Consider the following 12,635-nt stretch of genomic DNA (forward strand, 5'->3'; position numbering starts at 1 on the left):
CATTGATGAGTAATTGATGAGTAACAGTGGCATTAGTACTTCGTTATAGTTTCGTTATGCGGATATTTCCAGCACTCACCTCGACACGCATCCATACGACTCTTTTTTAATATAGGGAACAGCAAAATGAAGACACTCAGCAGATACGCGCCGGCGTTGAACCATTTGACACTGGCACTGGCGTCAACACTGCTGCTGGTCGCCTATGCAGCCAACACAACGGCCGCCGAACCACAGCACCTCACGAACGCAGACAGCACGTCTGCACCCCACGATAGCAAAGCCACCGATCTGGACCGCGTCGTCGTCACCGGCTCACGCATTCCACGCGCCGGCTTCGACACACTGGAACCAGCCACTGTCGTCAACCGGCAGTATCTTGAAGGTTTCGGCTTCACTAATGTTGCCGATGCGCTGTTCTCCCAGCCTGGCTTCGACAGAAGCGCCGAGGTGCGTGGTGATCAAGCAGGTTTCGGTGCCGGCGTCAGCTTCCTTGGCCGCTTCGGGCTCGGTTCCAACCGTCAACTCGTTCTGGTCAACGGACGCCGTTTGGTGACCTCTAATCCACCGACCATCTTTGGCCCGGACGACGGCGGTACCCAAGTCGATCTGAATGTGATCCCGACCTCGTTGATCGAACGGACCGAAACCATCGGCGTCGGTGGCGCACCAACTTATGGCTCGGATGCCATCTCCGGGGTCACCAACCTGATTCTGAAAAAAAACTACGAAGGCGCAGAAGTCAAAATTGGCTATGGCCTGACCGAGCGTGGCGACAACGCGCGCTACACCTACTCGGCACTGCTGGGCAGCAACTTTGCCAATAGCCGGGGCAACCTGACCATTGCTCTGGACGCGGACGATAACGCAGGCGTGCTTGGTTCCGCACGCCGCTATTACCGCAACAGCTACTCAATGCAACCCAATCCAAACGCCGCAGCCATCGCACAGTTTCAGCCTGGGCGCGACTCCGCGACCGACGGCCGGGTGCACACCACTATCCCGTTCGACACCAGTGCCACTGACGGCATCCCTGGCCGGGTACTCATCCGTGACCGCCGGCTTAACAACACGACCTTGGGCGGCCTGCTTTTCCCCATCACTGACCGTTTCACCCGTAACGCCAGCGGGCAGCCACGCGGCTTCGGCCCGGGTCAGGATCAGTTCCTGCAATTCGACAAACAAGGCAACTTGGTCAGCTACAATCCGGGCGTCAATTTCGGTAACTACTCCTCCTCCGGAGGCGATGGGCTGGACCTCAATCAAACAGTACAAGTGACCTCACAGTTAGACCGCAAGTCGGTGTTCATGCTCGGCAACTACGACATCACCGATAGCATCACCAGCTTCTTCGAGGGGTCATACTACAGCTCAAAAGCACTCGAACTGACCGATCAGAGCATCTACAACGCCGTCGGTGGCGGAATCGGCAACGTTGACGGCAGCGGCGATCAAGACGGCACGCTGAACTTTAACATCGACAATCCGTTTCTCTCCGAGCAAAACCGGCAAGCGCTGCGCCGCTTGGGGATCACCGATTTCCAACTGTCACGCGCCTCACGCGATCTGGTAATCGGAAACTCCAGCACCGACACCCGCCTATGGCGTGCGGTTGCCGGCCTCAACGGTCACTTCGACGCAAGCGGACACTTGTTCGACTGGGAAACCAGCATCAACCATGGCGAAGGCAACTTCGACTATTACCGCACCGGCCTGATCCAGCAACATTTCATCAATGCCATCAACGTGATACGCAACAGTGCCGGCGAGATCGTTTGCAACCCAAGCGCGCCAGGCACCACCGCTGATCCGAACTGCGTGCCGCTCAACCTCTTTGGCGAGGGCGTCGCCTCACCAGCGGCACGCAATTACGTCACCACACCGACACACGCCACCGCACAGATGAAGCAGACCGTGTTCAATGCGAACCTGTCCGGCAGCCTCATTGACCTGCCTGGGGGCAAGCTCGGCTTCAACGTCGGCTACGAGCGCCGTAAGGAAGAAGGCCGTTTTACCCCGGACGAGTCTCAGCGTCTGGGTTTAGGCCGCACGGTGCCGACCACAGGCTCACGCGGCGCATTCACCACCAATGAGTACTTCGCCGAGATCCTAGCCCCACTGGTCAATCCAGAAGCGGGCCTCCCCGGTCTGCATCGCCTCGATCTGACCGGCAAACTCCGCCGCGTCAACAACACCGTCAACGGGTGGTTCACTGCCTACACGTATGGTCTCCAATACGAACCGTTGCAGGGCATCCAACTGCGCGGCAACAAGACCCGCTCCTTCCGTGCGCCCGCCATCGTTGAGCTGTACACCAGTCAACAACCAAGCTACTCCTTCATCTCGGAACCCTGCACCCCGGCGGATATCAACGCAGGTAAGCGCCCCGAGGTGCGGCAGCGCAACTGCCAAGCGTTTTTCGGTTACTACTCCAATGTCAATCCGTCAACTTTCGAAGCCGCACCAACCAATCAACTCGGCTCAGTGAGCGGCAATCCCCACCTGGAAAACGAGCTCGCCAAATCTTGGACGGCCGGGATCGTATTCCAACCAGACTGGGCACGCGGTCTACGCATGGCCGCGGACTGGTACGACATCAAGCTCAGTAATGTGATCACCGTGTTATCGCCCGACGACATCACCTCCGGGTGCTTCGACAACGACACGTTCAATACCAGCGATATACCCAACGCCAACCACTTCTGTAGCCTGATCACCCGCGATCCACGCACTGGCGTGGCCAGCAGTATCCGGAGGGAATATACCAACGGCCCGTACATTCACTTCCGCGGCTGGACCGCCGAGGTCAACTACCGCTTCGACCTGAGACATCTACGCTGGGGGGGCCTGCTTGACCTCAGCCTCAACGGCTACTTCCCGAAGAACCTGAATTACGCAGCCACTCTGGACATCCCGCCTACCGAATCGGTCGGGACAATCGATCATTCCAAGCGTCAACTCCAATGGAATGCCCGCTACCTGACCGGCCCGTGGAATCTTGGCGTCAGCGCAAATTACAAAAGTGCTGCGGTGTACGACCTGACCAATACGGTGGAGACACGCGATTACCTGGGCATCCCCAGCTACACCAGTTACGACGCCAATATCGGCTACACGTTCGACAAGCACAGCAACCTCAATCTGGCGGTACTGAACGTGACCGACAAGATGGTCGCATTTCCATACGTGTACGACGCATTGGGACGCCGCTACATGCTGACGTTCAACTACAAGTTTTATTGATGATCGCAGCACCTTGGCATACACCAGGGGCCGGCTTGCCGGCCCTTGTCTTTGGGGAGGCACGATGACAACACACGGCGATGACACAGACTGATGCGCGAGCACGAAGTGCCTGGATCGATCACTGGGCATGCGATACTCGTCGGTCCCCTGGTACCGCCTGCGTTCATGACCACTGCACTTGTCACCACCGCCCTGCCTTATGCCAACGGTCCGCTGCACCTCGGCCATCTGGTCGGCTACATTCAAGCTGACATCTGGGTACGCGCGCGGCGCCTGGGGGGGCACACTACTTGGTTCGTCTGCGCCGACGACACTCACGGCACGCCCATCATGCTGGCCGCAGAAAAGGCGGACATGCGACCAGAAGCGTTTATCGCCACGATCCAAGCCAGCCATGAACGCGATTTTGCAGCGTTCAACGTCGCTTTCGACCACTACGACTCCACGCATTCCCCCGTCAACCGCACCCTGACCGAGCAGTTGTATCTCACACTCAAACAGGCCGGACATATCACATGCCGTTCCGTCGCTCAATTCTACGACCCGACCAAAGGCATGTTCCTCCCTGACCGCTACGTCAAAGGAACCTGCCCAAACTGCGGTGCGACCGACCAATATGGCGACAACTGCGAAGTCTGTGGCGCCACCTATACGCCCACAGAACTCAACAATCCGTATTCGGTGATCTCCGGCGCAACACCGGAACTTCGTGACTCGGAACACTTCTTCTTTGAAGTGGCTCACTTCGACACCTTCCTACGACATTGGCTGAGCGGCGATGTCGCCCTGCCCAGTGTCAAAAACAAACTCAAGGAATGGCTGGATGCCACAAGCGGCCTGCGTGCCTGGGACATCTCCCGCGATGCGCCTTACTTCGGCTTCGAGATCCCCGACCAACCAGGCAAGTATTTCTACGTTTGGCTGGATGCACCGATCGGCTACTTATGCAGCTTCAAGACATGGTGCGCACGCACCGGCGAAGACTTCGACGCCCATCTACGCACTGGCACCGCGACAGAGTTGCATCACTTTATTGGGAAAGACATCGTCAACTTCCACGGTCTGTTCTGGCCGGCGGTCCTGCACGGTACCGGCCACTGCGCCCCAACCCGGCTCCATGTCAACGGCTATCTGACTGTGGATGGTGCCAAGATGTCCAAATCGCGCGGCACCTTCATCATGGCGCGCACCTACCTCGACACTGGCCTGGAACCAGACGCACTACGCTACTACTTTGCTGCTAAAGCTTCCGGAGACGTGGACGACCTGGACCTTAACCTGGGTGACTTCGTCGCACGTGTCAACGCCGACCTGGTCGGCAAATTCGTCAATCTGGCCAGCCGCTGTGCAAGTTTCATTGGCACACGTTTCAACGGCCAGCTCGCCGACACGCTGCCAGACCGCATGCAATACAATCGATTCGTCGCTGCACTGGTCCCCATCCATGAAGCTTACGAACGCAACGACACCGCGAGCGCAATTCGTCAAACCATGCAGCTGGCCGACGAGGCCAACAGATACATTGACGAGACCAAACCCTGGGTCATCGCCAAACAAAACCACGTCCACGCCCACACGCAGTTGCAAGCCGTATGCACCCAAGGGTTGAATCTGTTTCGCGTCCTGGTCACTGCACTCAAACCAATCCTGCCGCACATCACCACCCAAGCCGAGGCATTCCTCGCCGCACCAGTGACGCTATGGCAGGACCTCGAGCAACCACTGACAGGTGGTCACACCATCCGGCCCTATGCGCCCCTATTCACCCGCATCGACAAAAAAGTGATCGGCATCATGATCAACGCTTCCAAAGACACGCTCGCCACTCCTATCCCCACCCCTGCTCCCGTCAAGCAACAGACCGCCTCCATGTCAAGCACAGCAACAACTGCAGAAGAGCAGGAAACAGCCATCCCCACCATCGGTATCGACGACTTCGCCAAGCTCGATCTGCGCATCGGCAAGGTGCTGGCATGCGAATACGTTGCAGGATCAGACAAACTGCTGCGCTTTGAATTGGATGCTGGCACGCTAGGCAAACGCCAGATTTTCTCGGGGATACGAGCCAGTTACAGCGAGCCAGACAAGCTGATTGGCCGCAACGTGGTGTTCATCGCTAACCTGGCACCGCGCAAAATGCGCTTCGGTGTTAGCCAGGGGATGATCCTCTCAGCCGGCTTCGACGGCGGTACGCTAGCACTGCTGGATGCTGACAGCAGCGCTCAGCCAGGGATGCCGGTGCGTTAACCCTACCCCGCACATCCTGCATAGCAGCGCAAAGAACAGCAGCATCAGGACGTGTCTCGCCATCAACGTCAGCTCTGCCCCTCTCGGATGTCTGCTTCCCCGCATCCATCCGTGTTCGACACCGCATCCCAACGGACTGTCGCTCCGCTGCCCAACTCCAAAGCACCGCACCAAAGCATGATGTGACTGAAAATACCTGCGCATGCCCGGCCATCCACCCGCATAAAACACGTGATACAGCCATTAAGCGGCACATAGGACAACGTCACGAAAGGCCAAGGCTTCACCTCATTCCAGTGCTCCCGCGATCTGGACAACAACACGGTTCGCTCCTGGTGCACCCGCTACGATGCAAAACACACTCACCCACGCGACATTGGCAGGCTGGCCAATACCCGGACAGCAACACATCCACCAGATAAAAGACGGGCACCGTGACCGCAGCGCGAGAACACATTCCCGCTAAAAAACAGCAGCGCACTGCGTCAGCGACCTGAAGTGATCCAACGCATGATCGACCTGTGGCAACAGCATCTAGCTATCTCCGCTTCTGGGCGTACCCTGCGCGGGCAGTGTACATCCTACGTCACACATGGCCAGCACTGCGCCAGGCATCCATAGCCAGCAATAGAAAGTCTGACACCTACCAGCGGGCCACTACTGAGAGTGGTACTTCATGACGCACCACTGCCTCAAGGCACGCAAAAAGCGCACCTGTTTGCCAACCATCGGCGCGCTGGCAGCAGCCAACATCATGCGATTTAAATGCTGCAACGCGTCACTTGGCGGCTGACTTCACCTATATCCACAGCAAACCTGACTGACTGTCTTTCACCACCGTATTTACTTGTACTCACACATCCCCAAAGCGTTACACAACGCTGCCACGCCGGCCCGTCGCACGCGGGACACCGTCTTAGCAATGCGCATTGCCCTGCATCAGCCCCAATCCAGCCTGATCATGCATACCGACCACAGCACTCAGAACGCCGCTCTAGGCGATCGCCATACACTGGACCACCCCTGATCACACGTATGTCCCCCCAACCCACTGCCATTGGAACAGCCCCTCATGAGACGGTGACGGCGGAGTGAAAAACGGGACAGAATGTGACAGCAATGCACTACTCTCCAGATGAAAGCATCACCAACATGCTCCACTCGATCGTCGGCTGCTCCTCACATCGGCTCCATGCCTCGCTAAGCGATCGCTGCGAGAAGACCCGCTGCTAATACATCTCCCATCTTGGAAGTCATCAAAACGCAACCGCAACAGCACCACCACTCCGGCCCAACGAAAAGAACAGGCTGCTCGGCTATCCGCTCTACATTGCTTTTCACGTCATACCACGCAGCCTAACATCACACCATGTCTAACACCGCCACCCTCAACCTGGTCGAACGCCTTGATCGCTTACTGCCACAAACGCAGTGTGGCCAATGCGGCTTTAAAGGCTGCCTGCCGTACGCCGAAGCGATGGCACGCGGCGAAGCTGGCATCGACCGCTGTCCTCCCGGCGGTGACGCCGGTGCACGCGCACTCGCACACATCCTTGATGTGCCAGCGCGCCCCTACGATCGCAGCCGCGGCATCCAACAGCGACCACAGGTCGCCTGGATTGTCGAAGCGGACTGTATCGGGTGTACAAAATGCATCCAGGCATGTCCCGTCGACGCAATCATCGGGGGGGCTAAGCACATGCATACGGTGATTGCTGCGCTTTGCACCGGCTGTGAATTGTGCGTGCCCGTTTGCCCAGTGGATTGCATCGAACTACATCCCATCTAAACAGATCAACCTCAACAGCATTGATTGGCAATAAACCCAACACCCGCAGCACGCTTGGAGGAGCGATTCAAAGAGGATCCAGCATCCGAAAGCCACATCACTCTATGGATACCCCCCGTTCGACATGCCATGTGCATGAGCGTTCTGGACGCGACACAAACATTCGATCCGAAGACGGCCACGACGCTCTGCATCTGCTCACTGATCGCAAGCCGGCTCGCTCACGGACAGACACACATGGAGGGGATCGATTGTCTACGTACACCCACCACGGTCACGCTGGATGGTTTAGGGATCCAAGCTGCCTTGTAACGCAAGGTTCTATTCCGAAATCGCAAGCAAGATACGCACGCTAGGCAACGCTTCCTTGGCAGGTCATCGTAAAACTTCACATCATTCTCTCAGGTCTGGAAGAGACCAGCCGCCTTGCGCAACCGTTGCGCTTCATTCCGAACCCCTGTTACCGTCACCACGTCATCAATCCATCATATGTGCAACAACGCCGAACAGATCGCTACATGATCAGTGCATAGTGGCCAGTATCTGTTTTTAAATCACATGGCTCATGACTGACCGAATCATTCATTGCAGAACATGTGGTTGTGATTCACAGGTGCTTACTCCATGTACATCCAGCAGGCTCATTTCATGATGGTGAAGAGGATTCCGATGTCTGCGGTGACGCAGGCAATACATTCTTGATTGGAAAACAAGCCGCAAACCGTCTCCCTGATGGCCACCTCACCTATTGGATGCGCTGCCCACATAAGACGCATCAACGAAACTTTAATTCACCCAGGACACAACAATTGCACAGTGGTGACCGCACCGGCCGAGAAGGACTCAGATAATGGCTGCGGCTGATACATCGCTCATAGCAGAAGCAGTGAGAAAACTTACTTGATTCAAGCCAAATCATGACAAGGCATCGTGCTGTCAGCTCACACAAATGAGCATCTTATTCATCAAAAACGCGAAACGAATCTTAGTGGTAGTGAGCCAGAAACCAGTCTCCATCATAAATTTTTCTTACCTAACTGGCATACGGCAAGCAGATGTACTCATCTGTACGTATGAAAGACCTCACTGACGATGGTATCCACTGCCGACCGTATACATCTGGAAAATATGGACGGATGACAAGAGTGACATGATCGATGAGCTACACCGTGTTGTTGATGAAGGTAAGAAACTCTGACCTCGTTCAGATCACGCCCCGGTTCGAAAACGCCTCCAAGGACGCCATGAGTGGTATGTGCATCCTAATGGTGCGCATTACGCGATAAGGCTGCGGCTGGAGTAAAAGACCTCCGACGTCTTTATTTACCAGCTCAAGCAAGTTCCGACGTAGCAAGCAGCGGCAAGGCTTAGAAACGACTCACTCACACCGCATCTAGCATCGCTACGAACATGATCGAAGGAAGCCAAAGACAGTTAAGCGCTGCAAATAGTAGGCACGCTTACCAAGCGACTATCGGCTTAAATCTTCATTGTTCCTGGCATCCTAAGTTGGACGCAAAGCAACGCCACACTGATGAACGGTCAAGCCAAATGACCGTGTGTAGCAAGGAGTTCAGACCATGTTGTTTCCCGGTGGCATCCTGAGGAACCATTGTGGCGCTTCGGCTCAATCTGCAATTTTCTCGGTCATGTTGTCCGGTGATTTCGTTAAGTGAGCAGCTACCAACCATCCTTCGCCTATTGAACTAGCGCTGCAAACGATCAATTGAAACCACGGTATCCATGGCTTGTTCTTCCTTGCGCAGGATCACCCCGTCAGCCGTGTCACGCCGTTGCAGCGACAGCTCAACTACATCAGCCTTCTTGGTCGTCAATTGACTAAAAGCAAGTCCAAGGAGGCGCTCCACAGCACGCGCGGCTAGTCCCAACACGGCAGGTAAAACATCAGCGCTGACAAGGCCCTGATCGACTAACAATTCCATCGTGCGCTTCAATAGCCGTGGCTTCTCCAGCATACGGTCGTGGTCGTTGGGTTCTTGGCGGCTTCCCCATTTGGCCGAGCGCAATTTAATCAGGCGCGAATAGTCATTGTCATCCATCATGCCGAACGCTTGAAGTTGCATCTTCATGGCTGTTACCGAAACACCTCAGCTCTTCTTTCCTCGAAAAGAACACGCCTTGAAGTGAGATTGGCGATGCGACTGGAGCACTGAAACCGCGCGTAGGTCGCAAAAATGCACCAGCGAAGTGCTGTGCTTGCTGCTCCGTCAACATGTGAGTTGCTGCCTCGCCAGATACTTCTATGTATCGGTGCAGCACTAGATGAGCAAGCGCGTCGCCATGTGCCGTAGCGCTTCCGTACAGTACACGCCGCTACGGCACATGGATCCGCAGCGGTGGCTAAGAGAGTTTGGTCTCCGCAATACGTTGCACGCATGGATGGCTTTCAAAACCATACGCCGCCACCCCACCACTTTCAGCTTCGATGCGTGTGGCACCAGAACCTACGAAAAGATCAAGCACTGTGCAGCCCTTGCCGCTGTATTCACTCATGACGGTCTCGACCCATTCTGAAGAGAAATCTACTGAGTAACGCAACTAGCGATAAACTGAGCACTGTATGTTGTCGGTAAAAGTGCCCAACCGGACAATGTGGAAAAGCTTGGTCTGGTGGGGAATGGATGAAACATCGAGTAGCAAAGGAAGCCCCGAGTGGGTGCGCACAATGTAGGTAGTAGCGTTGCAAGCACCACAGCACCCACGACTTGCCACCACATGGCATGTGGGCAACGCACCAGGACACTCCAGCAACCAAGCGGCCTGCACACGCGGTCGGGTTGTGCGCTAGCAGGGCAGCGTACCGCAGCCAAGAATGAAAAAACCCCGCATCGCTGCGAGGCCTGCTTTTAAGCTGTTTTACTCTGGCACCCGAAGTTGGACTGGAGCCAATACTCCCTGATTAACAGTCGCCGCATTCAAAGCACATGAGGCGCCTGAAGTTAAGCCGTTTTTCTCCGTTAGCCTCGTCTAATACAAAACGAATGAGTCAGGCACAACACATTGATTTTCAATCTACCAGTCCGACCATATTAGACAGCCAATCGACGACTGAAGTGGTTTGCAGAATTCGTAATCTTCCATGAGATACCTGGAACGGCGGAAATTCGGGCTGATTCCACCGATCCGTCGTCTAACGCAGCATTGATGGAAATATTGTGTAATACATTAGATGATGCCGCTCACCTTCCGGATTGATCAGGCGCTGCAAGCCGAGTTTTCTATGACTGCGAAGGCGCCCATGACCGTACCGGCGCATAACTCCTGTGCGCATTCATCCGGGACTAGGTGAAACAACAGCAGGAAAGCACCGGAATATGATGCTTGGCTGTGCACTAAGGTCGAGCGGTCACGATCCTCCGCCAACGCCGGTAACCTGGTGCCCACCGCCGCAGTTGATGCCAAATTCGCAGCTCGCCGAGCTGCGACACGTCGCCGGATTGAAGCGCTGCAGTAATGGAATTGTTTTGGACACTAGAGGCAATACAAGACCGCGACGACATTTACGACTGTATCGAGACCGACAACCCGACCACCACGCTAGCCTTCGATGAATTGTTAGAGGAAAAAGCGACGTTGTTGGTCAGGTACCCAGCTCTCAGACAGATTGGCAGAGTTCCAGATACACGTGAGTTCGTTGTACATCGGAATTACATCTTTATTTATGGAGTAGTTGACGACTTGGTGCGCGTGCTGAACCTGGTACACATAGCTCGTCAGTGGCCGTCGATGAGTTGAGTAAGTAGAACAGATTAATCTTCCAAAGCGTAAGGGGCCAAAGGCCCCCTACACCCTCACTCAGAATACTAACGTTGCTTATCAAGCAATTGGTGACGAACCGCAATGATGCAACTCTCCAGACTGGCCAAGTGCGCAACCAGACCATCGTTAGCATCTTTGTTTCTAGGCTTTCCTGCGTCAACGTCCAACACAGAGACCTGTTTACTACCACGTCTCTGGAAAGAGATCATCGCAGCGACGGCATTCTGCAATGGAATAAGGGAATCATTGCTAGAACCGCACAGCAGGGTCGGAGCCTGTGGCGCCCAACGCAACAAATTGTTACGTACTAGATCCAAACGAAATGGATTTCCCGGATTATAGAAATCTCTATAAAAACCAGGCTGGAAATACGTCTTGATCTGGTCAGGCTTAGGAAAGTCATCAAGTGTCAGCTTCTTATCACCAGGAAACCACACTTCAACCTCATCTGCCCAAGGCTCCTGAAAAACGTCTATGGGGGAGAAATAGATATTGTGGTAGGTACGGTTCATGCCGATAATCAGAGCGGTGGCCAACGGGATAAGGTCAAGAGCGTCACTACGGCCATACCAACTATCAAGGATCGTTTGGCTAAGCGCATACGGCCCAGAAATCGGCGCACTCGCAACAAGCGAAAACTCATTTGACAGGTGTGCTTCAATCTCACGCTGGGTAGCCAGTGCACTATGGCCACCTTGCGAAAAGCCAGACGCCATCACTTTGTCCGACAGTGGCGTCTTTAAACCCCGCAGTACAGTACGAGCGGCACGCATCGCATCAATCGTAGCACTGGCCTCTGAAGACGCCTGTAGATAAGCATGGAAGGGGTAGTCAGAGTTACCTAATCCAAGATAATCAACGCCAACAACCACATAGCCCTGGCTAGCTAAACGTGTGACCAATGGAGTATTGCCCTTAGCGTTAAAGATAGCCTTAGCCTGTCCAGCATGACGCAGCGCGCTGATCATCGGACCCCAAGAGAGCATAGGATAGGGAGCCGGGCAATACGAACCATCTGGGATGAGCAGTACCCCCGACGCCGTCGTCGGTTCACCGGACACACCAACCGTTGCATAATTCAACTCAACAACATGAACGTCGCATTTGGGTTGTTCGGACGCAGGCTCCTTGGTGAGAAAGGCAGCAATCTCATCTCTTTTATAGCTGGCAAGGAGATTGCTCTCAATCACCGTACCACGTTGAGGCCAAGCTGCTGCGACCACAGGAAAAACAACGCTAGTCATAATAAGCAGGCGAAGACCTGGAAGTATCGGTTTTTTTCTGAAATAAAGCATGAGATTAGACTCACTTGAACGAGTTATAATATTTATATGATCGCCAGCTAAATACCAAGACAATTGTCTCAAAAAATATTTTTTATATAAGAAAGAATTTATGCGATCAATTCATATAATAAATTCTAAGCCATTATAAAGTATTACCTATAGAGAGATTTAACGTTATTTCTAAAAAATATTAATATTTTTTAATAATCTATCTATATATCAAATGAAATTATATAATCCACGCACTCAAATTAAGCCAGCAATATAGCCTCACGTTCTGAGGCTAT

Annotated in this window: 10 protein-coding genes; 5 read left to right on the forward strand and 5 right to left on the reverse strand. The window is 54.4% G+C overall.

What is annotated here, in order from left to right; translation table 11 throughout:
* Positions 1 to 126: 126 nt before the first annotated feature.
* Together PLS229_RS09085 and metG are read left to right on the forward strand one after the other, a co-directional pair.
* Positions 127 to 3,243 carry a TonB-dependent receptor domain-containing protein gene (locus PLS229_RS09085; RefSeq protein ID WP_038270380.1) on the forward strand — a complete coding sequence of 1,039 codons (3,117 nt, stop codon included), beginning with the start codon at positions 127 to 129 and terminating at the stop codon, positions 3,241 to 3,243.
* Between the two features lie 168 nt (positions 3,244 to 3,411).
* Positions 3,412 to 5,493 (forward strand): methionine--tRNA ligase, encoded by a 2,082-nt coding sequence (metG, locus tag PLS229_RS09090; protein WP_038270456.1) that lies wholly within the window; start codon positions 3,412 to 3,414, stop codon positions 5,491 to 5,493.
* A gap of 68 nt (positions 5,494 to 5,561) precedes the next feature.
* On the opposite strand, the gene PLS229_RS09095 is transcribed toward metG, so the two are convergent.
* On the reverse strand, positions 5,562 to 5,816 hold the full coding sequence (locus PLS229_RS09095; RefSeq protein ID WP_152536574.1) for a hypothetical protein: 255 nt from the start codon (positions 5,814 to 5,816) through the stop codon (positions 5,562 to 5,564).
* A 1,046-nt stretch (positions 5,817 to 6,862) separates the two neighbouring features.
* Here PLS229_RS09095 and rnfB point away from each other — a divergent pair.
* Both rnfB and PLS229_RS09105 read left to right on the forward strand, forming a co-directional pair.
* Positions 6,863 to 7,282 carry an Rnf electron transport complex subunit RnfB gene (gene rnfB, locus PLS229_RS09100; RefSeq protein WP_038270455.1) on the forward strand — a complete coding sequence of 140 codons (420 nt, stop codon included), beginning with the start codon at positions 6,863 to 6,865 and terminating at the stop codon, positions 7,280 to 7,282.
* A gap of 135 nt (positions 7,283 to 7,417) precedes the next feature.
* Entirely contained in the window at positions 7,418 to 7,594 is a 177-nt protein-coding gene (locus PLS229_RS09105) for a hypothetical protein (protein ID WP_160165122.1), read from the forward strand.
* A 1,394-nt stretch (positions 7,595 to 8,988) separates the two neighbouring features.
* Here PLS229_RS09105 and PLS229_RS09110 read toward each other — a convergent pair.
* The 3 genes from PLS229_RS09110 to PLS229_RS12765 all read right to left on the reverse strand — a co-directional run bounded on the left by PLS229_RS09110 (position 8,989) and on the right by PLS229_RS12765 (position 10,705).
* Positions 8,989 to 9,372 (reverse strand): hypothetical protein, encoded by a 384-nt coding sequence (locus PLS229_RS09110; RefSeq protein WP_051482252.1) that lies wholly within the window; start codon positions 9,370 to 9,372, stop codon positions 8,989 to 8,991.
* A 271-nt stretch (positions 9,373 to 9,643) separates the two neighbouring features.
* A complete protein-coding gene (locus PLS229_RS12760; protein WP_114867175.1) occupies positions 9,644 to 9,796 on the reverse strand; it encodes a class I SAM-dependent methyltransferase in 153 nt (50 codons plus the stop codon).
* Positions 9,797 to 10,498: 702 nt separating this feature from the next.
* Positions 10,499 to 10,705 (reverse strand): hypothetical protein, encoded by a 207-nt coding sequence (locus PLS229_RS12765; protein ID WP_160165120.1) that lies wholly within the window; start codon positions 10,703 to 10,705, stop codon positions 10,499 to 10,501.
* Positions 10,706 to 10,756: 51 nt separating this feature from the next.
* Between PLS229_RS12765 and PLS229_RS09125 the strand changes: the two genes are divergently transcribed.
* Complete coding sequence (locus PLS229_RS09125; protein ID WP_038270378.1) at positions 10,757 to 11,038, forward strand: type II toxin-antitoxin system RelE/ParE family toxin; 282 nt, start codon at positions 10,757 to 10,759, stop codon at positions 11,036 to 11,038.
* Positions 11,039 to 11,106: 68 nt separating this feature from the next.
* Here the strand turns inward: PLS229_RS09125 and PLS229_RS09130 are convergent, their stop codons facing one another.
* Positions 11,107 to 12,357, reverse strand: coding sequence for an alpha/beta hydrolase (locus PLS229_RS09130; protein WP_038270377.1), 1,251 nt, complete (start codon positions 12,355 to 12,357; stop codon positions 11,107 to 11,109).
* Between the last annotated feature and the right edge of the window lie 278 nt (positions 12,358 to 12,635).

The organism is Xylella taiwanensis (genome assembly GCF_013177435.1).
GTDB lineage: Bacteria > Pseudomonadota > Gammaproteobacteria > Xanthomonadales > Xanthomonadaceae > Xylella > Xylella taiwanensis.